Origin of the sequence: Streptomyces sp. L2 (genome assembly GCF_004124325.1) — a bacterium.
Lineage (GTDB): Bacteria > Actinomycetota > Actinomycetes > Streptomycetales > Streptomycetaceae > Streptomyces.
Map to the genome: position 1 here is coordinate 228950 of NZ_QBDT01000001.1, position 23924 is coordinate 252873.

Annotated in this window: 22 protein-coding genes; 8 read left to right on the top strand and 14 right to left on the bottom strand. The window is 74.0% G+C overall.

What is annotated here, in order from left to right:
- Window positions 1-74: 74 nt before the first annotated feature.
- Window positions 75-1253: an aminotransferase class I/II-fold pyridoxal phosphate-dependent enzyme gene (locus DBP14_RS00995; RefSeq protein ID WP_129305158.1), complete on the bottom strand. Its 1179-nt coding sequence runs from the start codon at window positions 1251-1253 to the stop codon at window positions 75-77.
- A gap of 24 nt (window positions 1254-1277) precedes the next feature.
- Here DBP14_RS00995 and DBP14_RS01000 point away from each other — a divergent pair, with 24 nt between their 5' ends.
- From DBP14_RS01000 to DBP14_RS01010, 3 genes are all read left to right on the top strand, one after another.
- A complete protein-coding gene (locus DBP14_RS01000; RefSeq protein ID WP_206739182.1) occupies window positions 1278-2378 on the top strand; it encodes a DUF3800 domain-containing protein in 1101 nt (366 codons plus the stop codon).
- A gap of 52 nt (window positions 2379-2430) precedes the next feature.
- A complete protein-coding gene (locus tag DBP14_RS01005; RefSeq protein ID WP_129305159.1) occupies window positions 2431-3261 on the top strand; it encodes an SAM-dependent methyltransferase in 831 nt (276 codons plus the stop codon).
- Window positions 3262-3435: 174 nt separating this feature from the next.
- Window positions 3436-4824, top strand: a complete 1389-nt coding sequence (locus DBP14_RS01010) for a S1 family peptidase (protein WP_129305160.1) — start codon at window positions 3436-3438, stop codon at window positions 4822-4824.
- Between the two features lie 131 nt (window positions 4825-4955).
- Here DBP14_RS01010 and DBP14_RS01015 read toward each other — a convergent pair whose 3' ends face one another.
- From DBP14_RS01015 to DBP14_RS01040, 6 genes are all read right to left on the bottom strand, one after another.
- Window positions 4956-5141, bottom strand: coding sequence for a hypothetical protein (locus tag DBP14_RS01015; RefSeq protein ID WP_129305161.1), 186 nt, complete (start codon window positions 5139-5141; stop codon window positions 4956-4958).
- 123 nt (window positions 5142-5264) lie between these two features.
- Window positions 5265-5960, bottom strand: a complete 696-nt coding sequence (locus DBP14_RS01020) for a L,D-transpeptidase family protein (protein WP_129305162.1) — start codon at window positions 5958-5960, stop codon at window positions 5265-5267.
- Window positions 5961-6130: 170 nt separating this feature from the next.
- On the bottom strand, window positions 6131-6922 hold the full coding sequence (locus tag DBP14_RS01025; protein ID WP_129305163.1) for an SDR family NAD(P)-dependent oxidoreductase: 792 nt from the start codon (window positions 6920-6922) through the stop codon (window positions 6131-6133).
- A 55-nt stretch (window positions 6923-6977) separates the two neighbouring features.
- Window positions 6978-7607, bottom strand: coding sequence for an MBL fold metallo-hydrolase (locus DBP14_RS01030; protein ID WP_129305164.1), 630 nt, complete (start codon window positions 7605-7607; stop codon window positions 6978-6980).
- Window positions 7604-8692, bottom strand: coding sequence for an S-(hydroxymethyl)mycothiol dehydrogenase (locus DBP14_RS01035; RefSeq protein WP_129305165.1), 1089 nt, complete (start codon window positions 8690-8692; stop codon window positions 7604-7606). Before DBP14_RS01035 ends, DBP14_RS01030 begins: the two co-directional genes overlap by 4 nt.
- 319 nt (window positions 8693-9011) lie before the next feature.
- On the bottom strand, window positions 9012-9317 hold the full coding sequence (locus DBP14_RS01040; RefSeq protein ID WP_129305166.1) for a hypothetical protein: 306 nt from the start codon (window positions 9315-9317) through the stop codon (window positions 9012-9014).
- Window positions 9318-9487: 170 nt separating this feature from the next.
- Here DBP14_RS01040 and DBP14_RS01045 point away from each other — a divergent pair, with 170 nt between their 5' ends.
- Both DBP14_RS01045 and DBP14_RS01050 read left to right on the top strand, forming a co-directional pair.
- Window positions 9488-9850, top strand: a complete 363-nt coding sequence (locus DBP14_RS01045; RefSeq protein WP_129305167.1) for a nuclear transport factor 2 family protein — start codon at window positions 9488-9490, stop codon at window positions 9848-9850.
- A 698-nt stretch (window positions 9851-10548) separates the two neighbouring features.
- Window positions 10549-11778, top strand: a complete 1230-nt coding sequence (locus DBP14_RS01050; RefSeq protein ID WP_129311610.1) for a glycosyltransferase — start codon at window positions 10549-10551, stop codon at window positions 11776-11778.
- Window positions 11779-12213: 435 nt separating this feature from the next.
- Here DBP14_RS01050 and DBP14_RS01055 read toward each other — a convergent pair whose 3' ends face one another.
- Window positions 12214-12873 (bottom strand): TetR/AcrR family transcriptional regulator, encoded by a 660-nt coding sequence (locus DBP14_RS01055; protein WP_129305168.1) that lies wholly within the window; start codon window positions 12871-12873, stop codon window positions 12214-12216.
- Between the two features lie 169 nt (window positions 12874-13042).
- Between DBP14_RS01055 and DBP14_RS01060 the strand changes: the two genes are divergently transcribed.
- Window positions 13043-14302: a YncE family protein gene (locus DBP14_RS01060; protein WP_129305169.1), complete on the top strand. Its 1260-nt coding sequence runs from the start codon at window positions 13043-13045 to the stop codon at window positions 14300-14302.
- Between the two features lie 39 nt (window positions 14303-14341).
- On the opposite strand, the gene DBP14_RS01065 is transcribed toward DBP14_RS01060, so the two are convergent.
- Together DBP14_RS01065 and DBP14_RS01070 are read right to left on the bottom strand one after the other, a co-directional pair.
- Window positions 14342-16228 carry a cellulase family glycosylhydrolase gene (locus DBP14_RS01065; RefSeq protein ID WP_129305170.1) on the bottom strand — a complete coding sequence of 629 codons (1887 nt, stop codon included), beginning with the start codon at window positions 16226-16228 and terminating at the stop codon, window positions 14342-14344.
- Between the two features lie 74 nt (window positions 16229-16302).
- Entirely contained in the window at window positions 16303-18282 is a 1980-nt protein-coding gene (locus DBP14_RS01070; RefSeq protein WP_129305171.1) for a TetM/TetW/TetO/TetS family tetracycline resistance ribosomal protection protein, read from the bottom strand.
- A 14-nt stretch (window positions 18283-18296) separates the two neighbouring features.
- Between DBP14_RS01070 and DBP14_RS35900 the strand changes: the two genes are divergently transcribed.
- Window positions 18297-18443, top strand: coding sequence for a hypothetical protein (locus tag DBP14_RS35900; protein WP_164992226.1), 147 nt, complete (start codon window positions 18297-18299; stop codon window positions 18441-18443).
- A gap of 20 nt (window positions 18444-18463) precedes the next feature.
- Window positions 18464-19570 (top strand): XdhC/CoxI family protein, encoded by a 1107-nt coding sequence (locus DBP14_RS01075; protein WP_129305172.1) that lies wholly within the window; start codon window positions 18464-18466, stop codon window positions 19568-19570.
- A gap of 645 nt (window positions 19571-20215) precedes the next feature.
- On the opposite strand, the gene DBP14_RS01080 is transcribed toward DBP14_RS01075, so the two are convergent.
- The 4 genes from DBP14_RS01080 to DBP14_RS01095 all read right to left on the bottom strand — a co-directional run bounded on the left by DBP14_RS01080 (window position 20216) and on the right by DBP14_RS01095 (window position 23861).
- Window positions 20216-21640 (bottom strand): MFS transporter, encoded by a 1425-nt coding sequence (locus tag DBP14_RS01080; RefSeq protein WP_241740756.1) that lies wholly within the window; start codon window positions 21638-21640, stop codon window positions 20216-20218.
- 62 nt (window positions 21641-21702) lie between these two features.
- Window positions 21703-22317 (bottom strand): GNAT family N-acetyltransferase, encoded by a 615-nt coding sequence (locus DBP14_RS01085; RefSeq protein WP_129305173.1) that lies wholly within the window; start codon window positions 22315-22317, stop codon window positions 21703-21705.
- Window positions 22318-22340: 23 nt separating this feature from the next.
- The gene (locus tag DBP14_RS01090) at window positions 22341-22841 is read right to left on the bottom strand and encodes a metallophosphoesterase (RefSeq protein ID WP_129305174.1); all 501 of its coding nucleotides are present in this window, start codon (window positions 22839-22841) and stop codon (window positions 22341-22343) included.
- Between the two features lie 18 nt (window positions 22842-22859).
- Complete coding sequence (locus tag DBP14_RS01095; protein WP_129305175.1) at window positions 22860-23861, bottom strand: SDR family oxidoreductase; 1002 nt, start codon at window positions 23859-23861, stop codon at window positions 22860-22862.
- Window positions 23862-23924: the final 63 nt, after the last annotated feature.

The following is a 23924-nucleotide window of genomic DNA, read 5'->3' on the forward strand; positions in this document are numbered from 1 at the left end:
GGAAGTCTAGGAGCCGGTGCGCGTCCGCAGGAGGGCCGCGAAGGCGTCCGTCGCGGCCGTGCCACCGCCCAGGTTCAGCGGATCGCCGCCGCCATCCGCCGTACGCCCTCCTCCAGCACCTCCGGCGAGGCCGCCAGGTTGAGGCGTACGTGGCCCGCGCCGCCCGTGCCGAAGGGCAGACCGGAGTTGAGGGCGACCCGGCCGCGGTCGAGGAAGGCCGCGGCCGGGTCGTCGCCGAGGCCGAGGGCGCGGCAGTCCAGCCAGGCGAGATAGGTGGCCTGGGCCGGGCGGTGGCGTACCGCGGGCAGGTGCCGGGCCAGCAGGCCGGTGAGCAGGCGCCGGTTGGTGTCGAGCCCCGCCAGCAGCGCGTCGAGCCAGCCGGTGCCGTCGCGCAGGGCCGCGGTGTGGGCGATGACGCCGAGGTGGCTGGGGCCGTGGCTCACCTCCTCGGGCAGCCGGGCGAGGTCGGCGGCGGCCCCCGGCCCGGCGAGGGCGAGGGCGGCCTTGAGCCCGGCCAGGTTCCAGCCCTTGGACGCCGACATCAGGGACAGGCCGCGTTCCGCGCCGGGGACGCTCAGATACGGCGTGAAGGGGACGCCGGGGGCGACCAGCGGGGCGTGGATCTCGTCCGCGACGACCCGGACGCCGTACCGCTCGGCGAGCGCGGCGACGGCGGCCAGTTCCGCGGCGGTGTGCACGGTGCCGGTCGGATTGTGCGGGCTGCACAGCAGGAAGGCGGCGCGGCCGCCGCCCGCGGCGGCCGCGCGGAAGGTGTCCTCCAGCGCGCCCAGGTCGATCCGCGCGTCCGCGCCGAGCGGGCACTCCACTACCCGGCGGTCCAGGTGGGTGACGAACTGGTAGAACGGCGGATAGACGGGCGAGTTGACGACGACCGGGTCACCGGGCGAGGTGACCAGCTTGAGCATCTCGACGACACCGAGCATCACGTCGGGCACGATCGCGGTGCGTTCGACGGCGAGCCCGTGCCAGTCCCAGCGCTTGCCGGCGAAGGCCGCGAGCGCGTCGGCGTAGGCGGTGCCCGCGGGGTACCCGGTGTCGCCGAGGGCGAGCGCGTCGGTGACGGCGCGGACGACGGGCTCGGCGAGCGGGACGTCCATCTCGGCCACCCACAGCGGCAGCACGTCCTCCGGGTAGGTGCGCCACTTCATGCTCGTACGGCGGCGCAGCTGATCGAGGCCCAGAACGCGCAGCGGATCGGGTTCGCCGGCCGTGTCGTGCGGGATGCTGGTCATGGGCTCAAGATAGGGGGCTGTGCGGTGGACCGGAACGGGGTGGGCGCGTCGGGCGGGGCGGCGGCGGAGGGCTTCCTGGAGGTCGCCTGTGACGAGTCGGGGTCGGACGGGGAGAACCTGACCGGCGGGAACACGGACGTGTTCGCGCACGCGAGCGTGGCGGTGCCGGTGGAGCGGGCCGAGGAGTGCCTGCGGGAGATCCGGCGCCGCATCCGGTCGCCCGCGCTGGAGTACAAGGCGAACCATCTGCTGCGGGAGAAGCACCGGGCGGTGCTGGAGTGGCTGCTCGACGCCGGCGGGCCGGTCCACGGCCGGGCGCACGTGCATCTGACGGAGAAGGCGTACGTCGTCGTCGAGCAGGCCGTGGACCTGCTGATCGGGGACGGCGGCGGCATCGAGGACAGCGGCGACGACTGCCGCGCCGGCGCCCGCGCCCTGTTCCGGGAGGGTCCGGAGGTCTTCGGCGAGCGGGGGTGGCGGGAGTTCCTGGCGGCCGCCAACCGCCTGCTGCGGGTCCGGAGCGACGGGGAGCCGCCCGCGGACGCGTTCGTCCGGACGGCCGAGGCGCTGGGCCGGGCGCACCCCGGCACCCGGCCCGGCCGGACCCTGCTGCGGCTGGCCGGGGCCCGGTCTCGCGCGGACGCCTACCGGGCCGGGCTGGCCGAGGCGCCGCCGCTGATCCCCGTCCTCAATCCGCTGCTGCCCGCGATCGTGCGGACGGCGGCGCACTGGAGCCACGGCGGGCGGGCGGTGTTCCTGGTGCACGACCGGCAGAACATGCTGACCGACGAGCGGATCGCCTGGATCGAGGAGCGGTCCCGGCGGGAGGGCACGGCGCTGCGCGGGCTGCGGCTGGTGCACTCGCGTCTGGACGCGCGTGTGCAGATCGCGGACTTCCTCGCCGGGATCGCCCGGAAGATCGCCTCCGATGAACTCGCCGGGCGCGGCGACCCGGAACTCACCGCGCGCCTGCGCCCGTTCGTCGGTGCCCGGCCGGTGTGGGGCGATGCGCCGAGCTGGTCGCGCCTCGGCCCCGCGCCCGGGACCGAGCGGCGCGAGGGGGACCACCCGGGGCACGCGACGGAAACCCCGGGACCGGCGGCGGAGGTCAACTCCGGCGTCTAGATTGCCTGGTGACCCCTGCACGTCTCGCATTCGGCATTCAGGAGTGACCCGCGTGACCGACAACCCGGGAGCCACAGACGACGTGGCCGCCTCGCTGCGCGCCCGTGTCAACACCAGTCAGCCGCACACCGCCCGGATCTGGAACTACTGGCTGGGCGGCAAGGACAACTACGAGGTGGACCGGGCGGCCGGTGACCAGATCCGCGGACTGCACCCGGGCATCGGGGAGTACGCGCGGGCCGACCGGCTGTTCCTGGGCCGTGCCGTGCGGCACCTGGTCGGCGACGTGGGCATCCGCCAGTTCCTGGACATCGGCACCGGGCTGCCCACCGCCGACAACACGCACGAGGTCGCGCAGCGCCTCGCCCCCGCATCGCGGATCGTGTACGTCGACAACGACCCGCTCGTCCTCGCGCACGCCCGCGCCCTGCTGACCAGCACCCCCGAGGGCCGGACCGACTACCTCGACGAGGATCTGCGCAACGTCGACGCGATCCTCGAACACGCCGCGAAGACCCTGGACTTCACCGAGCCGGTGGCGTTGATGCTGCTCGGCGTGGTCATTTTCATCGGTGACGACGAGGACCCTTACGCCCTCGTACGGCGGCTGGTGGACCGGCTGCCGGCCGGCAGCCACCTGGTGCTGTCGCACACCGTCACCAGCCCGTCGATGCCGGACGTGGACGAGGCCGTGGCGTTCTGGAACGAGCACGGCACGCCGAAGCTGACCCAGCGCACCCCGGAGCGGATCACCCGGTTCTTCGACGGGCTGGAGCTGCTGGACCCGGGGGTGGTGTCGTGCTCGCGCTGGCGCCCCGAGGAGGCGGAGGGCGCCGAGCCGGAGGAGGTCGCCATGTTCGGCGGGGTGGCGCGCAAGGGCTGACGCCCGCGCGGGCGGGACGCCGAATCCCGTCACTGGTGAACGCCGTGGCCAGTGAAGCCCGTTGCCGGTGAACGCCGTCGTCCCGGGCCACGTATGGACGGGCGGGCCCTCGCGACACCGGGGCCTCGTGGTGCCGGCAGGCGGCATCGCGCGTCCGGGGTTCGGGAGCCATGCATGAGGCACGCACGACGACGGGTCGTCCGGCGAGTGACACGGCTGGCGGCGGTCGGCGGACTCCTTCTGGGAGGCGCGATGGTCACCCAGGCGGCCATGGCGAGCGAGACGCCCGCGCCCTCCGGCAGGCCGCTGAGTTCGGCCGGCCCGGCCGTCGGCCCGGGTGCCGCGCTCGTGGCGAGACTCGGCACCGCGCGGACGGCGGGCAGCTGGATCGGCGCCGACGGCCACCCGGTGGTCGCCGTCACCGACGGCGCGGCCGCGCGGGAGGTGCGGGAGGCCGGGGCCGAGGCGAAGGTCGTGCGGCACAGCATGGACCAGCTGAAGTCGGCCACGGGCGCGCTGCGTTCGGCCCCGCGGGTGGCGGGCACCGCGTGGTCGGTGGACTACCGCACCAACCAGGTCGTGGTGCAGGCCGACCGGACGGTGTCGGCGGGCGACTGGTCCCGGATGACGAAAGTCGCCTCGGGCATCGGTGACTTCGTGCACATGGAGCGCACGCAGGGCACCTTCACCCCGCGGCTGAACGGTGCCCAGCCGATCCTGTCGACGGGCGGGCGCTGCTCGGCCGGCTTCAACGTGACCGACGGGCGCAGCGACTTCATCCTGACCGCCGGGCACTGCGGGCCGGCCGGGTCCATCTGGTTCGACGGCAGCCAGGGCGACCGGCAACTGGGCACGACCGTCCGGAGCACCTTCCCCGGCAACGACTTCTCGCTCGTGCGGTACAGCTCCGGGACGGCCGGGGCGGGCGCCGACGTCGTGGTGGTGGGCGGCGGCAAGGGCGTGCGGATCACCGGGGCGGCCGATCCGGTGGTCGGGCAGCGGGTGTTCCGCAGCGGCAGTACCAGCGGGCTGCACGACGGGCAGGTGACGGCGCTGAACGCGACCGTGAACTATCCCGAGGGCACGGTGACGGGTCTCGTCCAGACCGACGTGTGCGCGGAACCCGGGGACAGCGGCGGCCCGTTGTTCTCCAACGGGATCGCGCTCGGCGTCACCTCGGGCGGCAGCGGCGACTGCACCACGGGCGGGGCGACGTTCTTCCAGCCGGTGACCAAGGCGATGTCCGCGCTCGGGGTGCGGCTGATCGTGTCCGGGCAGCAGGCGGGAGGCGCCCCGAACGGCGCGGCCGCCTCTCCCGCGCCGCCGGCCGTCGGCGCCCAGGGCGCCGTGGCGCCGAGCGCGGCCTCGCCCGGCTCGGCGGCGCCCGTGACGGGCGCGGCGGAGGGGCGGACGCTGCTGGCCAGGCTGACCGACGGCCGGAACGTCGGTCCCGGCCTGCTGGTGATCGCGGGCAGTCTGATCGCGCTGGTCGCGACCCGGTGGATCAGGGCCGAGCAGGACCGCAAGGCCTACCGGCGGCACTACTCGGCGATGTGGGGCTGACGGCCGTACCGAACGATCCGGCCGCACGGCACGGCACGGCCGGTTCGTTCGGTGCTGACGGAGGTACGAGAGGGGCACCCGTGCGGTCACGGGTGCCCCGGGAGGTTACGGCGGGGTGCGCGCCGGCCGGCTCAGGCCGCCCGGCGGGCCTCCGGGGCCGCGGTGGCCCACTCCATGACGAGGCGCTGGTATTCCTTGCGCTGCTCGGTGGTCAGTGTCCCGCCCGACCGGAGCCACAGGGCCCGGATCTCCTCGTTGACCTCCGCGGCCGATCGCTCGGAGGCGGCTTCAACAGTGGTGGACATGCTGTGAAGCATATGCCGGTCGACGTGAAGGCGCCGTGAGTAAGTATGACCGATACGGACATTTCGGACCGTGTTGCTCATCACGTCAATACGGCGAACCGACAGGGCAGTTCAGCGGTCGGGGCGGACGAGGCCTCAGGTGCCGGGCTTGCGGCCGTACACGTAGACGTCGTCGCCGTTGTGCAGCAGCGACCAGTACTTCTTGGCCGTGGTCCGGGTCATGTTGACGCAGCCGTGGGAGCCCGGCGGGTTCCACATGCTGAGGCCGACCGAGTGGAACGCCTCACCGCCGTCGAAGAACTGGCTGTAGGGCATGGGCACGTTGTAGAGGGTCGAGACGTGGTCGATGTGGCGCCAGTAGATCTTCTTCAGGCCGGTCCGGGTCTCGTAGCCGTTGCGGCCGGTGCGCACCGGCACCGGGCCGTAGACGAGCTTCTTGCCGTCCTGGATCCAGCTGAGCTGGAGCGTGAGGTTCACGCAGGCGATCCGGCCCTTGTTCACCGGGCACTTGCCGGCCTTGTTGGGGTTCTTCCCGACCGCCTTCTGCTTGTTCATGAGGTCCATCACGCCCCAGGTGACCGGACCCGCGTAGCCGATGTTCGGGGTGATGCCGTGCTTGGTCTGGAAGGCGCGGATGGCCTTGCAGTCGGTGCTGGACTGCCGGCCGTCGACCGGGCGGCCGAGGAACTTCTCCACCTTCTTCTGGTACGGCCCCGACTTCGTCGTGCAGCTCGCGGCCTGCGCGGGCGCGGCGCCCAGTGCGAGTGTGAGCGGCGCCACCAGCCCCGTCACACCGAGCACCACGGCCCCTCTTCTGCTGATGTCCCTCATGTCGGCCCCTCCCGTTTTCTCCCCCGGGACTGCTTCCCCGTCGTGCCCCTCGCGACTCCCGCGACGGTCCATCAACTAGACCGCGCCGGCGGCGCCCGGGTTGTGGATCCGGCCGGGCTGTGACGAAACGGTGAACTTCGGGGCGGGGGGGGGCGGCAGGCGCCGGGGTCTCAGCTCTCGTGCAACGCGGCCCGGAAGCCGGTGTGGACGGCGGTGAGGCCGCCGTCGACGGTGAGGGTGGTGCCGGTGATCCAGGCGGCGTCGCCGGAGGCGAGGAAGGCGACCGCGGCCGCGACGTCCTCGGGCTCACCGACCCGGCCGAGCGGGTACAGGGGGCGGACGGCGTCGAGATCTCCGTCACGTCCGGCCCAGGCCGAGGTTCGGATCGTACCGGGGGCGACGAGGTTCACCCGGACCCCGCGGGCCGCCGCGTGCCCGGCGAGGGTGCGGGTGAGCGAGCCGAGACCGGCCTTGGCTGCGCTGTAGGCGTGGTTGCCGAAGTCCTGCAGGGCGTTGACGGAGCCGATGCTCACGATGGCGCCGCGACCGGAGGCGGCCAGGTGGGGCAGGGCGGCGCGGCAGCAGCGGTAGGCGCCGGTGAGGGTGACGTCGAGGTCCCGGGCCCACGTGTCGTCGGGGTCGTCCTCGAAGAGCGGCACGTCGGGGGTGCAGTGGGCGGCGCTGTTCACCAGCACGTCGAGCGAGCCGAAGGCGGCCACGGCGTGTGCCACGGCCGCCTCGACCGCGTCCCGGTCGGCGACGTCGCAGGCGAGCGCCTCGGCGGCCAGGCCCCGCTCCCGCAGTCCGGCCGCGGTCCGCTCCGCCTCGGGGCCGTCCCGGTCGGTCAGCAGGATCCGGCCGCCCTCCTCGCCGAGCCGCCGGGCGACAGCCGCGCCGATACCGCGGGCCGCGCCTGTGACGAGTACCCCATGTCCTGCGAAGCGCCTGAGATCGGTGGTCATGGGCCGACCGTACGACGGCCGGGCATCGTCGCGACGGTGCCCGGCCGGCCACAGGTCAGTGCCCGCGGGTGATCCACTCCTGAAGGTGCGGCGCCTCGGCACCGATGGTGGTGGAGTCGCCATGGCCGGTGAGCACCTTGGTCTCCGGGGGGAGGGCGAGCAGCCGGTCGCGGATGGAGTCGATGATCGTCGGGAAGTGGGAGTACGAGCGGCCGGTAGCGCCGGGGCCGCCCTGGAAGAGGGTGTCACCGGTGAACACGGCGCCCAGCGCGGGGTCGTACAGGCAGACCGCGCCGGGTGCGTGGCCGGGGGTGTGCAGCACGGTGAGGTCGGCGCCGGCCGCCTCGATGACCTGGCCGTCGGCGAGGTGCGCGTCGGGGTCGCGGTCGGGGTGGGTCAGCTTCCACAGCGGCAGGTCGTCGGGGTGGAGCCAGATGGTGGCGCCGGTGAGGTCGGCGAGGGCAGGGGCGGCGTCGATGTGGTCGTTGTGCGCGTGGGTGCACACGATGGCCTTCAGCCGGCGCTCCCCCACCGCCCGGGCGATGGCCTCGGCGTCGTGGGCGGCGTCGACGACGATCACCTCGTGGTCGTCGCCGACGATCCACACGTTGTTGTCGACGTCCCAGGTGCCGCCGTCGAGGGTGAACTGCCCCGAGGTGACGAGTCGTTCGATGCGCGCGGTCACAGGGTCACCACCGAGCGGAGGACGTCGCCGTGGTGCATGCGCTCGAACGCCTTCTCCACGTCGTCGAGCCGGATGGTCTCGCTGACGAACGCGTCCAGCGGCAGGCGGCCCTGGAGGTGCAGGTCGACGAGCATCGGGAAGTCGCGGGAGGGCAGGCAGTCGCCGTACCAGGAGGACTTCAGGGCGCCGCCGCGGCCGAAGACGTCGAGCAGCGGCAGTTCGAGCTTCATCTCGGGCGTGGGGACGCCGACCAGGACGACGGTGCCGGCGAGGTCGCGGGCGTAGAACGCCTGCCGGTACGTCTCGGGGCGGCCGACGGCCTCGATGACGACGTCGGCGCCGAAGCCGCCGGTCAGTTCGCGGATGGCCACGACGGGGTCGGTGTCCTTGGAGTTGACGGTGTGGGTGGCGCCCAGGGTGCGGGCCTGGTCCAGTTTGCGGTCGTCGATGTCGACGGCGATGATCCGCGCGGCGCCCGCGAGGTTCGCCCCCGCGACGGCCGCGTCGCCCACGCCGCCGCAGCCGATGACGGCGACCGTGTCGCCGCGGCCCACGTTCCCGGTGTTGATCGCGGCGCCGAGGCCGGCCATCACGCCGCAGCCGAGCAGTCCGGCGACCGCCGGGGAGACGGCCGGGTCGACCTTGGTGCACTGTCCGGCGGCGACGAGCGTCTTCTCGGCGAAGGCGCCGATGCCGAGGGCCGGGGAGAGTTCCTGGCCGGTGGCGGCGAGGGTCATCCGCTGCTTGGCGTTGTGGGTGTCGAAGCAGTACCAGGGCCGTCCGCGCAGGCAGGCCCGGCAGTTCCCGCAGACGGCACGCCAGTTGAGGATGACGAAGTCGCCCGGTGCGACGTCCGTGACGCCGTCGCCGACCGACTCGACGACGCCGGAGGCCTCGTGGCCCAGCAGGAAGGGGAAGTCGTCGGAGATGCCGCCCTGCTTGTAGTGCAGGTCGGTGTGGCAGACACCGCAGGCCTGGACGCGCACGACGGCTTCGCCGGGGCCCGGGTCCGGCACCACGATCGTCTCGACCCGTACGGGCTCGTCCTTGCCCGGTGCGATCACGCCGCGTACTTCCTGCGCCATGCTCTGGCCCCTTCTGTCACTGTGCCGTCGAGGTCGACCCTACGCGTGACCGGCCGGTATCGGCAGCGGCCACGACGGCAGGGAATGATCCCCTGGGGGGTGCGCCGAGGGGGGGCGCCGCGCCCCGGCTTCGGGATCTGCGCGCGGGGGCCGCCCCGGCTTCCGGGTGTGGCCGAGGGGGCCGTCTCGGCCTCGGGGTGTGCCCGAGAGCGGCGTCTCGGCCTCCGGGTGTGCCCGAGGACGGCGTCTCGGCCTCCGGGTGCGCCCGAGGGGGCCGCCCGGTGTCGGACGGCCCCCTCGGGCATGGGTGGCCGGGCGGTCAGGCCTCGACCGCGGGCAGCAGACCGGTCGCCGGGGCGGCGAGGTCGGTGAACTGGTGCAGTTCGTTCAGCCGGTTCATGTCGCTGAGCTGGTTCAGGCCGCGCAGCTGCTCCGAGACCTTCGGGACCTCCGCCTGGTGCTCGGCCGGGATGTCGCTCATGGCGAGGGAGTCCAGCGTCGTCATCGGGTTGATCCGCCCGGTGTCCGGCGCGCTCGCTTCGGCCGCGTTGGCCATCGGTACGGCGAGGCCGGTGAACCCGACGGCCAGACCAACGGCGGCGACGATACGTCGTGTTGAGATCATGTCTTCAGCAACGGCCGCACACCCCCGCCGGACACGGGCGCCGCGTCCCGCTCACCCGACAGGCGGAGCCGCGGGCCCCGCGCTTGCCGGGTCCGCCCGGTCGGAGGAGTCTCGAAGGTGGGGCCGGGCGGCCCGTGCCCCTCGGGCCGCGGGCACCGAAGGAGGTCACCATGGGCACCGCGACAGGTTCCGCCTTCGACACCGAGACGCTGCGCCGCGGTGTGGAGGGCGACGGCAACACCCTGCTGTCGCTGTACGCGGACGACGCGGAGATCCGCATCGTCGACCACCAGAGCCGGCCGAGCAGTCCCAAGGTCCTGCACGGCCGCGGCTCGATCGCCGAGCTCCTCGACGACGTCTACAGCCGCGATATGACGCACAAGCTGGAGCAGTGCGTCGTACAGGGCGACCACGCCGCCTTCACCGAGGCCTGCGAGTACGCGGACGGGACCCGTGTGCTGGCCGAGTCGATGATCACCCTGCGGGACGGGAAGATCGCCGAGCAGATCATCGTCCAGGCATGGGACGAGTAGGCAGGAGGGCCGCGAGGGTCCAGGTCACCACCCGGCTGACCTGGACCTTCTCGGCGCGCGCGGGAGCCGGCCGGGCCGCGGGGGCGCGGCGCGCCGGCCCGGCGACGGCGGTCGGGCGACGGGCGTCGGCGGCACTGGTCCGGACCCTGCTGCGAGCGGCACGCCCGCAGCCGCGGCCACCGCTGCCGCGTGCTTCCCGGCATGCGCTGCCGTGGCGGGGGCGGGCGCGCTGACCGGGCCGGGCAGGGACGAGCGCGCTGACTGCGCCTGGCTGGGGGCGCACTCGCACGGACGGTGCCGAATTCGGCGGGTTCGCCGAAGGTGCCGGGGCAGGTTGGCCCCGCTGACGGCGCCGGGCCGGGGGCGGACGCACGGGCGGTGCCAGGCCGGGCAGGTGTGTCGACCCGCCGAGCCCGGTGGCGGGGGGGTTTCGCTTGCCCGCGTCGGCGGGGTGCCGCTGCGCCCACCCGTGCCGCCCTCAGCGGCACGCATGCCCGCAGCTACGTAGGACAGCCGCTGCCGGGTGGGCGACGCCTCACCCGGCGGGCCGAGGAACTGCGTCCTGCGTGCGCGGCGCGGTGTCGGGTGCTGCGGCAGCGACTGCTGGCGTGCTGTCTGCGGCGGCTTCGTGGGCGCCGGGTCGTTCGGTGGCCGGCGGGCGGTCTCGGGCCATACTGAGGGTCGTGCGTATTGCGATCATGACGGCGGGGTCCCGGGGCGACGTTGCCCCCTTCACCGGGCTCGGGCACGGGCTGGCCGGGGCCGGGCACGAGGTCACTCTGGTCACGCACGGCTGCTTCGAGCCGCTGGCCGAGGGGGCCGGCATCGGTTTCCACGCCCTTCCCGTGGACCCGCGGGCCGAACTGGAGTCGTCGTGGGGGCGCGGGCTGCACCGCAGTACCAGCGGTGCGGGGAAGCTCGCGCGGATGGTCGTGATGGCGCGGCGGCTGGTCGGGCGGATGACCGACGACTTGGTGGCGGCGGCGCGTAACAGTGACGTGCTGCTGCTCTCGGGCCCGCTGGGGCCCCTCGGGCACACGATCGCCGAGGGTCTGGGGCTGCCGAGCATGGGCGTGTATCTGCAACCCCTCGCGCCGACCCGGGAGTTCGCGCCGCCTGTGCTCGGCGGCGGTTCGTGGGGCGGGGCCGGGAACCGGATCGCCGGGCACGGCGTGAACCTGGCGGTCGAGGAGGTCTTCGCGGCGGCGGTCCCCGCAGTGCGGGCCCGGCTGGGCCTGCGCCGGGCGCGGGCGGGTGCGGGGCGGCGGGTCCGGGAGCGGCAGCGCTGGCCGGTGCAGCACGGGTTCAGCCCGCTGGTGGTGCCGAGGCCCCGGGACTGGCGGCCGGGCCTGGACGTGTCCGGCTACTGGTGGCCCCGCGACCCCGACGACCGGCTGCCCGACCCGCTGCCGGAGTTCCTCGCCGCCGGTCCGCCACCCGTCTTCGTGGGCCTCGGGAGCGCGACCGTGCCCGATGCCGGCCGGCTGAGCGCCCGGATCGTGGCGGCACTGCGGCGGGCCGGGCTGCGCGGGGTGATCCAGCGCGGCTGGGGCGGGCTGGCCGCCGACGGGGACGACATGCTCACGATCGGCGAGGTGTCGCACGCCGCGCTCTTCCCGCACATGGCCGCCGTGGTCCATCACGCGGGCGCCGGCACGACCGCCGCGGGTCTGCGGGCCGGGGTGCCGTCCGTGCCGGTCCCGATCCAGTTCGACGGCGGCTTCTGGGCGTCCCGACTGGTCGGGCTGGGCGTGGCCCCGGCCGCGGTCCCGCTGCGCGGACTGACCGTCGACGCCCTGTCCGGCGCCCTGGCCCGGGCGACGCGCGACCCGTCGTACGGTGAGCGCGCCCAGGCCCTCGGCACCCGCGTCCGCGCGGAGGACGGGGTAGGCCCGGTGGTGGAGGCGGTAAGCCGGCTTGGCGGGTAGCCGGGTGGGCGGATAACCGTACGGGGTCTGGCGGATAGCCGGGCGAGCCGCCTGGGCGGATAGCCGTGCCAACCGGCATGGCGGGTAGCCGTACGAGGGAGCCTGGCCGATAGCTGGGCGAGCCACCTAGGCGGATAGCCGTGCCAACCGGCATGGCGGGTAGCCGTACGAGGGAGCCTGGCCGATAGCTGGGCGAGCCACCTAGGCGGATAGCCGTGCCAACCGGCTGGGCCGGATTAACAGGTGAGCCGGCTGGGCGCATAGCCGTACGAGGCAACTGGGCGGGTGAGCGGGTAGCCGCGCGAGCCGGCTTGGCGGTGGCCGCCTGGGCGGATAGCCGGGCCGGCGGCCCGGGCGCGTGGGCGGGCGCCAGGCAGCGGGCGCCGGGCAGCGGCCGCCGGATGGCGGTCGCGGTCCGCCCGTGGCACGACCTGTTCACGACCCCTGGGTCCAGCCGTCCGGGCGGAGCATGCCCAGGAGGAGGCGGACCAGTTCGTCGACGACCTCGTCGAGGGTCGCGTCCACCCAGCCGGCGCTCCAGTCGTGCAGCAGGCCATTGACGCTGCCGATGAAGGCGGTGGCCGCCAGGCGGTAGTCGCGGGGGGCCGCCTCGCCTCGGGCCGCGGCCGCCTGGGCCTCGGCGCGGATGAGGTCGACCCAGCGGGCCCGGCGAGCCAGCCGCTGCTCCTCCAGCCGGGGGCTGACCCCGATGATCTCGACGAAGGCGATGCGGATGCGGCGCGGGTCGGAGGTGACGTCCCGGGCGTAGGCGCGGAACAGGACCGTCACCCGCTCGGCCAGCGGCAGCCCGTCCGCCGCCGTGAGCGCCTCCAGCACGGCCTGCTCGGCCCAGCCGTTGACCTCCAGGTGCAGCGCGGCGAGGACGTCCTCCAGGGTGCGGAACTCCTCGTAGAACTGCCGGGTGGAGAGGCCGGCCGCCTGGCTGAGCGCCGCCACCGTGGTCCCCCGGTAGCCCGGCGTGTCGCCGAACAGTCGCAGCGCGGCCTCCAGGAAGCGGCGGCGGCGCTCGGCCTGCCGTTCCTCGGCGGAGCGTCCGCCGTACCGGCCCGTCGGAGCCCTGAGCCTGCCCGCCACGGTCCCACCCCCTTCTCCGGCCGTCGGCCAATTTTGTCGTGTACGCATCTTGCGGAGTAGGGCGCCCCCTCCTTACTTTCCAGTAAGTCCACTGTGAATGCGCCCGTGTTCAGATTTGACGACCCGCTGCCGCACGCGCGTTCCCCCACCACCAGAGGAGAGAGCAGTCATGCCTGCTTCGAGAACCAGGCACCTTTGCTCCGTGGCCGCCGCCCTCGTCCTGACCGTCACCGGCCCCGCCACCGCCGCCTCCGCCGCCGCCTCCGGGTCCGCGGACCCAGGGCTGCGCGAGGTGATGTTCGTGGGCAACAACTGGGACGGCACCGCCGATGTCATCAAGTCCACCGGCGACTTCGCGAAGATCGGCCGGATCGACGTCATCCCCGACAAGGACCAGCGGATGGCCGAGATCAACGCCGACCCGATCAAGTGGATCTACTTCCAGGCGATCCGCAACAGCGTCGGCGAGGGCCACGACCAGTTCGCCGACGACATGTACTCCACCCCGGACGGCAGGTCGGTCGTGGTCTCCCGGCCGAGCTTCGCGGACGTCGTCTCCATCGACCTGGCCACCGGAAAGATAAACTGGCGTTTCCCGGTGGCCGGTTACCGTGCCGACCACATGGCGGTCTCCCCCGACGGCAGGCGTGTCGCCGTCTCCGCCTCCACCGCCAACGTCGTACAGGTGCTGGACATCGACACCGGTAAGGAACTCGGCCAGTTCGCGACGGGCGACAAGCCGCACGAGAACATCTTCACCAAGGACGGCAAGTACATCTGGGACATGTCCATCGGGGAGGTCAACACCTCGCTGGACAGCCCCGGCTGGGACTGGACCAAGGGCGACCGGCACATCACCGTCGTGGACGCGACGACGTACAAGCAGGTCAAGGTCATCGACATGCGGCAGCGGCTGGACGCCTTCGGACTGAAGGACTTCTCCGACGCGTTGCGCCCGGCCGTGTTCTCCCCCGACGAGTCGAAGTTCTACTTCCAGGTGTCGTTCTTCAACGGCTTCTTCGAGTACGACGTCGCCACCGACAGGATCACCCGGATGAAAACACTGCCGAAGAACCCGGCGACCAGCGACGACCGCACCACCATGGTCAACGACTCGCGCCACCACGGCCTGTCCATGAACCCCTCGGGCACCAAGCTGTGCGTCGCGGGCACGATGGACGACTACGCGACGGTGGTCGACCGGGCCACGTTGCAGGAGGGCCCGCTGGTCGCGGCCTCGAAGCCGTACTGGGCGACGGTCAGCGGCGACGGCAAGGACTGCATCATCTCCGAGAGCGGCGCCGACCAGATCACGGCCATCGACTTCGCCACCGGCGAGAAGGTGACGTCGGTGGCGGTCGGGGACCATCCGCAGCGCGTCCGGCTGGGGCATGTCCAGGCCGACTGGCGCGGCCCGACCGGGAGTTGACGCGGGCCGGCCTCCCCCGAGGGACCGGCCACGCGGCTCTCAGAAGTGCGCCGCCGCCCACCCGGCCAGCTCGGAGCGGGCCGCGTCCAGCAGGGCGGCGGACGGGTTCGCGGCGCCGTTGGTGACCAGCGCGTAGTGCAGGCTGCCCGCGTCGGTGTCGGTCAGCAGCAGCCGCCTGCCGCCGGTGCCGCCGGGCTCGGGCGCCACGCCCACCGGCACCGACGGGGTGTACGCGGGCGGCGCGAAGACGGTGCCCAGGTCGGAGACGACGGTGGTCGCCGAGGCGGGGAAGGACACTGGGAGGTGCAGCTCGGTGGGCGCGCTGCCGTCGCCCGAGCGCCACACCAGCAGCCCGTACTGGCCGGAGCCGACCAGCCGGGCCACGTTGGGCAGGGAGGGCGGCACCGGGTTCCAGGTGAGGGTGGCCGCGCCGTCGCGGGAGCGGTCCTCGTAGGTGAAGGCGAGTGCGGTCCCGGCGGTGGCGGCGGGATAGATCCGGTCGAGCAGCCGGGCGTCCTGACGCAGCGTCACCTCGCCCGAGTCGTCGAGGCGTACGGCGGACAGGTCCTCGTCGTTCCAGGCGTCGCCCGCGGTGCGGACCTTGCCGGGGTCGCCGTTCATCAGCTCGTGGTGGCGGCCGCTGTAGAGGTCCCACTGCCACTGGGAGCCGGACAGCACCGGGCCGGACCCGGCCGGGTCGGTCCACCAACGTGCCCCGGGGACGCGGGAGTCGAGTGCCTGGTACATGGCCTTGAGGACGGTGGGCGCCTTGTCGGACACGAGACCGGACAGCGGGTGCCCGAACTCGCTGACGACGGCGGCGGTCCCGGCGGCCGAGGCGCGGTCGCGGACGGTGCCGAGGTCGCCGGTGTACTGGCCGTCGGCCGCCTTGCCCCACATCAGGATCCCGGAGATCGCCTTCTGGTCGTAGAAGTGCGTGTTGAAGACGTACCGGGGGCCGAGCGTGCCCACGTCCAGCAGGCCGCCTTCCTGCTTCTGCGAGGAGATGTCGGCGTTCCAGAACAGGTTCGGCTCGACGAGGGCGGGCTTGTCCTGCCAGCCGGCCGCGTCCATCCGGGCACGGAAGCGCTGGTAGAAGGGCCACAGCAGGTCGCGTTCCCAGGTGCGGGAGGTCTGCCCGGAGTCGTAGGGGCCCGCGTACGGCTCGTTGTAGGGGTCGAAGCCCACGATGCCCGCGAACTCGGCCTCACCGAGGTGCTGCCGGAGGTAGGTCATCGTGGCCGCGGCCGTGTCGAGGAAGGCGTCCTGGACGCCGTGGGCGTTGTGCCAGAAGTCGTACTGCGCCTGCCGCACGGCCGCGTTCTGGGTGATGTTCTGCCCCCAGAAGAGGCAGATGCCGCACGACTCCTTGGGGTAACCACCGGCGTCCACAGCCCACTTGGGGGCGCCGTCGCCGGTGTACCAGCTGCCCTCGTCGAACAGGTACCGGGAGTAGAGGTCCTGGTGGAAGTCGGGGTAGACCCGGATGCCGGCGTCGAGGAAGGCGCGCATCTGCGCGGTGGCGGCGGCCAGATAGGCGGTGTCCACCTGGCCGCGCCCGGGTTCGGCGGCGGCCCAGGAGAGCAGGAAGCGGACCGCGTTGCCGCCGCCAAGGGCGCGCAGCGCGGTCGCGGACTTCTCGGCGTCGGCTACGGAGGCGAAGGGCAGGCCGTCGTTCTCCGCGAGCTTGGTCTCGCCGGAGACGTTGTAGCCGCGCAGGACGATCTCGCGGCCCTGCCCGTCGGTGAAGTGGCCGTCCCGCACGGTGAGCGGGGCGCCGTCGAACCAGAGGGAGCCGGAGGGGGTGGTCGCGGTGGCGGGCGGGATGCCCGCGGTGGCGGGCGCGGCGCCCGCCACCGTCAGGAATCCGCAGAGGACGACCAGAGCGACCAGAGCGACCAGCAGACGTGCCCGGACAGTCGGCATGCTCCCTACCGTCCGGCGATGGCCGGGCGGCGTCAATAGGTTCTGACTCACGAGTAAGTTGACTATAAGTCAGATCAATTGTCCCCGTCGGCCGTTCTGCGGGTGACGTTCAGCAGGTACTCCTTGCGGTCGAGCGGGTTGTGGTCGGTGCGTGGCCGCTCGGGCGGCGTGGCGCCGGTGACGGGCGCGTAGTGGTCGAAGGCGCTCTCCAGCTCGCCCTCACCCCGGGTCAGCCCCGGCAGCCGCTGTCCGAGGGCGTGCACCCGGGCGGCGGGCACGGTCCCCTCCAGCACGCAGGTGTCGCCGCGGGTCCAGGTGGTCCGCGGTACGGCCAGCGACCGGGTCAGCAGCGGCAGCAGCGCGCCCAGGGTGTCCGCCGGGGCGTCGACGCGGAAGCGGTGCACGGGCTCGTACACCCGGCTGCCGGCCCGGCGCAGGGCCTCGACGAGGACCAGCGGGGTCAGGCACCGGAAGTCGTAGCCGGTGCTCGACATGCTCTTGTCGAAGCCCTGGTGGGCGTGGCTCTGCCGGGGCGAGTAACCCGAGTGGGTCATGGTGACCGCGCAGTCGGTGACCTGCCAGCCGTGCAGCCCCTGGCCGAGGGTCTCGCGGACGGTGTCCTCGACGGCCTTGAAGAAGGCGTACGGCATGGAGCCCAGCTCCACCTCCAGGCCGAACCGCACGCCCGAGCCGGGCGGGGCCTCCTCGACGCGCAGGCCGACGGTGGCGAGGAACGGGTTGCCGTCCTTCTTGTTGAACTCCACGGCGCGGCCGGTGCCGGCCGGGCGCTCGACGCACAGCGTGGTGGTCTCGCGGAAGGTGACGTCCAGGTCGTACTCGTCGGCGAGGGTCGCCTGGACGACCTCCTTCTGCACCTCGCCGTACAGGGACACGGAGGTCTCCTGGCGCACCTCGTCGTGGCGGACGCCGATCAGCGGGTCCTGTTCGGCCAGTTGGGTGAGGGCGAGGTGCAGCCGGCCCCGGTCGGTGCCGGGCCGGGGGACGACGACGGACTCCAGGGTGGGCGGCGCGAAGTGGTGCTCGCCGACCCGGCCCGGACTGCCGAGCGCGTCGCCGATCCGGATGCCGCCGAGGCCCCACACGCGGGCGATGCGGCCGGCGCCGGCGGCGTCCGCGCGCCGGTCCGTGCCCCGGTCGAAGACACCGAGGGCGGTGACCCGGCCCTCCTCGCGGCCGTCGCCCACCGGGATACGGTCGCGGACGCGCAGGGTGCCGGAGAAGATCCGCGCGTAGGCGATCTTCTCCCCCGCCGGGCCTCGTTCGACCTTGAACACGGTGCCGGACAGCGGGCCGTCGGCCGTGCCGACGGCGGCGGGCAGCAGCCGTTCGACGCCGTCGATCAGGTCGGGTACGCCCGTTCCGGTGAGGGCGGAGCCGAAGTACACCGGATGGACGAGCGCCTTGGCGGTCTGCTCGGCGAGGGCGCCGCGCAGGCGGGCGTCGGTGAGGCGGCCGTTCACATAGGCGGCGAGCAGATCGTCGTCGTGGTCGGTGAGCGCGTCCAGGGCGGACGGGGCGAGGCCCGGGACGAAGTGGGCGGCGGGGGTGCCCGGTTCGGCCGCCGCGCCCATCGGGACGAGCGGGACGGCCAGGGTGCGGGCCATGTTCCGGAGCAGGGCCTCGCCGCGTGCGCCGCGCCGGTCGATCTTGTTGACGAAGACGAGGGTGGGGATGCCCAGCCGGCGCAGGGTGCGCATCAGCACCCTGGTCTGCGCCTGCACGCCCTCGACGGCAGAGACGACCAGGACGGCGCCGTCGAGCACGCCGAGCACTCGCTCCACCTCGGCGATGAAGTCCGGGTGGCCGGGGGTGTCGAGCAGGTTGACGGTCACGGTGTCGAGCGGGAACGACACGACCGCCGACTTGATGGTGATGCCGCGCCGCCGTTCCAGCGCGAGGGTGTCGGTCGTCGTGCTGCCGGCGTCGACGCTGCCGATCTCGTCGATGACTCCGGCCGTGTGCAGCAGCCGTTCGGTCAGGCTGGTCTTACCGGCGTCGACATGGGCGAGGATTCCCAGGTTGAGCATGTGCACGAAGCGTCATGTCCTTGAGTGAGCGGGTGATTCCTTCCTGGGTGGACATGAACGGTGCGCGCATGATCGCTCCTGACGGTGTGGGGGACTCGACCGGGGAAGTGCAGCAGACCGGCGGCCACCGCGCCAACGGATTAACGTTCAACTACAGCTCGCCGTGAGGCGGGCCGAGGAGCGGACGATGCGTGAGATTCTCGCCGTGCTGGAGCGGTGGTACGCCGCCGGTGAGCCGTTCGGCCTGGCCACGGTCGTCGCGGTCAGCCGCAGCGCGCCGCGCGGCCCCGGCGCGGCGATGGCGGTCGGCCCGGAGGGCGAGGTCGCCGGCAGCGTCTCCGGGGGCTGTGTGGAGGGCGCGGTGTTCGAGCTGGCGCAGGAGGTGCTCTCCGACGGCAGGGCGCGGACGGCGGCGTACGGCTACAGCGACGAGGACGCCTTCGCGGTCGGGCTGACCTGCGGCGGCGAGATCACCGTCCTGGTGCGGCGCGTCACCCCGGCGGCGGATCCCGCCTTCGGCGCGGTCGCCGCGTCGGTGGCGGCCGGTGAGCCGGTCACCGTGGCCACGGTGGTCGACGGGCCGGCCCCGCACGGAGCGAGCCTGGCCGTATGGCCCGGCACGGAGGCGGGCGGTCTGGGCACGGCGGGACTGGACGCGGCGGTGACCGCCGACGCGCGCGGTGAGCTGGCCCAGGGTGCGACGGGTCTGCGGCACTACGGCGCCCACGGGGAGCGGCGCGAGGACGCCGTCGGGGTGTTCCTGCAGTCGTTCGCGCCGCCACCGCGGATGCTGGTGTTCGGTGCCATCGACTACGCGGCGGCCGTGGCCCGGATCGGGGACTTCCTCGGCTATCGGGTGACGGTGTGCGACGCCCGCCCGGTGTTCGCCACGCCCCGGCGCTTCCCGGCGGGCGTCGAGGTCGTCGCGGACTGGCCGCACCGGTATCTGCGGGGCACGGACACCGACGAGCGGACGGTGATCTGCGTCCTCACCCACGACCCGAAGTTCGACGTACCGCTGCTGCGGGAAGCGCTGCGCCGCCCGGCCGCGTACATCGGCGCGATGGGCAGCCGCCGCACCCACGAGGACCGCCTGCGCCACCTGGCCGACGCCGGCCTCGGCCCCGCCGACCTGTCCCGCCTCCGCTCCCCCATCGGCCTGGACCTCGGCGCCCGCACCCCGGAGGAGGTGGCCGTCTCGGTGGCGGCGGAGATCGTCGCCCTGCGCTGGGGCGGCACCGGGTCACCCCTGACGGCGACGGCGGGAGCGATCCATCCACGCACACGGGAGTGAGGCGGGGCACCGCCGGCCCACTGTGACAACGTGCCGGGGGGGCCGCGCGGCTACCGGCCAGAGGCGAGGCCGCCGCCGGCCCACGGTGGCGCCGCCGGGCGAAGCCACCCGGGGGCCGGCCGCCGGCACGTCCCCCGGGGGAGAGCCGCCAGTCGACGGGCAGAAGCCAGGCGCGTGGCCGCGCGGGCCCCGGTGGCGCGCCGCCAGGACGGAGCCACCCCGGGGGCCGACCGTCGGCATGTCCCGGGGAGAGCCGCGAGTCGGCGGGCAGAAGCCAGGCGCGTGGCCGCGCGGGCCCCGGTGGCGCGCCGCCAGGACGGAGCCACCCCGGGGGCCGACCGTCGGTGCGTCCCCGGGGAGAGCCGCCGGCCGGCCGGCAGCAGCCAGGCCGGCGGGGACGCGGTTCTGGTCGCGCCGCCACGAGGGGCCGCCGCACGGCCTCGCGGTGTGGCGCGGGGTGCTGCCGGGGAAGGCGGCGGGGCACAGCCGCGTCGCGAAGAGCGCCCCGGAGGCCACCAGGACCCGGCGGTGCGGCGGAGGGCGAGGGCCGGGGCTGCGGGTGCCGTCGCCGGTGTCGTCGCGGGGCTCGGTTCAACCACGGTGTGGCGGCGGGCCGGGACGGCGGGTGTCGTCGCGGGACTCCGTTCAGCGGCGGTGGGGCAGGAAGGTGCCCGGGAGCAGGGACAGGGCGAGGACGGCGGTCGCCGTGTACAGGGCGGCGGAGCCGAGGGCGACCGTGTGGAAGCCGTGCAGGAAGCTGGTCCGGTCGCTCGGTGGGCCGGCGATGGCGCCCGCTACGGCGATGCCGATCGCGCCGCCGGTCTGGCGGGCGGTGTTGTTGACGGCCGAGGCCAGGCCGGAGCGTTCGGCGGGGACGGCCGAGATGGCCGCGGCGACCACGGCGGGCGTGAGCAGACCGCAGCCGACGCCCCAGAGGAGGAACGCGGGCACCAGCAGGGCGGAGCCGGCGTGGGCGTCGGCCCGGGTGAGCAGGGCGAGTCCGGCCGCGGCGACGAGCAGCCCGGCCGCGGCCGGTACGCGGGCGCCGATGCGGCTGGTGATCCGGCCGCCGAGCGGCGCGAACACCGCGAGCGGGCTGAACAGCGGCAGCATCGCCAGGCCCGCCCCGAACGCCGACCGGCCCTGCACCGACTGCAGGAACAGCGGCAGCACGAACAGCGTGCCCAGGGTGCACAGGTTCATGATCCCGGCGGTCAGGTTGGCGGCGCCGAACGCCGGGCGGCGCAACAGGGCGAGCGGCACCATGGCGCTGTCGCCGCGCCTGGCCTCGGCCGCGACGAGCCCGGCGAGGGCGAGGGCGGCGGCGACGGCGGCCACCAGCACCGCGGGCGCCGTGGCCCCGGCGCGACCGCCCTCGATGAAGGCGTACGTCGTCGCCAGCAGCGCCAGGCCGCCGAGCAGCAGCCCGGGCAGATCCAGGCGGGGTGCGTCCTCGTCCCGGCTCTCGCGGACGACGGCCCGCGACCAGAGCAGGGCCACGAGCACGATCGGCACGTTGACCAGGAAGATCGCCCGCCAGCCGAGGCCGTCGGTGAGGGCGCCGCCGAGCAGCGGGCCCGCGGGCAGGGCGAGGCTTCCGACGCCCGCCCACACGCCGATCGCGCGGGCCCGCTCGGCCGGGTCGGGGAAGGCGCGGCCGATGATGGCCAGCGTGCCCGGCAGCAGCAGGGCGGCGCCGACGCCCTGGACGACCCGGGCGGCCACGAGGACGGGCACGTCCGGGGCGAGCCCGCACGCGAGGGACCCGGCGCCGAACACGGCGAGGCCCGCGAGCACGACGCGCTTGTGGCCGTAGCGGTCGCCCGCCGTGCCGCTGGTGAGCATGAGCGAGGCCAGGGCCAGCGCGTAGCCGTCGACCATCCACTGCAGGCCCGCGATGTCGGTGCCCAGCCCGGAACCGATCGCGGGCAGCGCGACGTTGACGATGGTCACGTCGAGCAGCACCAGGAAGTAGCCGGCACACATGACGACGAGCACGGTGTACGGCGAGCCGCCGCGGGCGCGGGGAGTCACGGTGCGGCGCAGCAGGGTCAGCGGTGACTCGGGCATACGTCACGGGTACCACGGGCCACTGACAGCACCCCCGGCCGGCCGGGGGCTCGTACGCCCGCTCAGGTGTCCCCGGCGATCCGGGCGTGCAGGTGCTGGTCGTGCCAGCCGTCGGCGTGCAGCAGGGCGCTGCGCTGGACGCCCTCGAAGGCGTAGCCGGCCTTCTCGGCGACCCGGCAGGAGGCGGGGTTGGCCGCCGAGTGGCACAGGCGCAGGCGGTGCAGCCCGAGGTCGTCCAGCGCCCAGGTGCTGAGCCGGCGGGCGGCCCGGCCGACGAGTCCGCCGCCGCGGGCTTCGGGCAGGACCCAGTAGACGACCTCGGCGCTGCCGCCCGCGAGGTCGATGTCGTTGAGCCCGATGAGGCCGACGGCCGCCCGGCCGGGCGGGGCCACGGCCCAGACGGCGCCGGTCTCGGACCGCCACCGCTCGTGCATGCGGCGGATCCGCTGCCGGGCCTCTTCCCGGTCGGCGACGGAGAACAGGTTCCACCGGCGGATCGCCGGGTCGCGGCCCGCGGCGAGGAGCGCGTCGGCGTCGGCGTCGTCCGCGCGCCAGGGCCGCAGTTCGGTGCCGCCGGGCAGACCGAGCACGGGCTGGCCCGCCCCGGCCATGCGTCCGGCGGGTACGACGGCGGGTATGCCGGCGGGTTCGCCGGAGCTGGAGATCCTGGAGATCATCGCGGCATCGTGTCACAGGCCGCTCACCGGGGCGGCAGGCGGTGCAGGGTGACGTCGGTGAGCGTGCCGGCGGCGATCTCGGCCGTGAGGTACGTGCAGTGCGGCTGGCGGCGCCGGTCGGTCGGGGAGCCGGGGTTGAGGAGGCGGAGGCCGGTCGGGGCGGTGGTGTCCCAGGGGATGTGGCTGTGGCCGAAGACGAGGACGTCCAGGCCGGGGAAGCGCGCTGCGCAGCGGGCCTCGCGGCCCTGGGCGGGGCCGGTCTCGTGGACCACGCCGAAGCGGAGCCCGCCGAGGTCGGCGTGGGCGACCTCGGGCAGGCGGGCACGCAGTTCCGGGCCGTCGTTGTTGCCGTACACCCCGATCAGCCGGCGGCTGCGGCTCTCCAGCAGGTCGAGCGTGGCGGTGTCGACCCAGTCGCCGGCGTGCACGACGACGTCGGCGCGCGGGAGTTCGGCGAGCAGCGGGTCCGGGAGCCGCTTGGCCCGCTTGGGGAGGTGGGTGTCGGACATCAGCAGCAGGCGCACGGTCCTCACCCCAGGGAGTCATGAGGTCAGGCGGCGGATGCCGGTGACCGCGCCGGCGAGTACGGCGCCCGCGCCGACGGCGGTGGCGGCGGGGTGTCGTACGAAGGTCTCCTGCCAGGACCGCGAGTGGGCGCTGTCGTCGAAGGAGCCGTGGGCGCCCTGGTCGTCGGCGGCTGTCCGGTCGGCCGGTTCGAAGAGGTTGTCCAGGCCGGCCGGCGGGATGCTGTCGGTCTGCTGGGAGTCGAAGCCGGTGCGGGCCAGGTAGCGGTCGAGCAGGGCCGGGGCGAACCGGTTGGCCCAGGTCGTGGCCACGGTGGTGGCGCCGATGTAGTACTGCTTGCGCGTGGGGTGGTCGGCCGCGTAGGCGACGCCGCGGGCGGCGACCTCCGGCTGGTAGATCGGCGGGACCGGCATCGGGTGCTTGGACAGCTTCGAGCGGACCCATTCGAACTGGGGCGTGTTGACGGCGGGCATCTGGGCGACGGTGACGTGGACGTTGCTGCCGCGGTGCAGGAGTTCGACGCGCAGGGAGGACGTGAACCCGTTGATGGCGTGTTTGGCGCCGCAGTACGCGGACTGCAGCGGGATGGACCGCTCGCCGAGCGCGGAGCCCACCTGTACGACGGTGCCGCGGTCGCGGGGCAGCATGCGCTTCAGGGCGGTGCGGGTGCCGTTGACGAAGCCGAGGTAGGTGACGTCGGTGATGCGCTTGTACTCCTCGGCGGTGATCTCGTCGAAGGGTGCGAAGACGCTGGCGAACGCGCAGTTGATCCAGACGTCGATCGGTCCGAACGCCTGCTCGGCGGCCCCCGCGACGGCCTCCACCTGGTCGGGGTCGGCGACGTCGGCGGCCTGTACGAGGGGGCGTCCGCCGAGGACGGCGACCTCGTCGGCCGCTTCCTCCAGGCCGCCCTTGCCGCGCGCGACCAGGACGACGTCGGCGCCGCGCCGGGCGAACAGGCGGGCGGTGGCGCGACCGATCCCGGCGCTGGCTCCGGTGATGACGACGGTGGGAGGCATGTCAGTTCCTTTCGGCGGCCTGGGCGGCGCGGGTGCGGTGGCGGGTGTCCGGGGGTGTCCCGG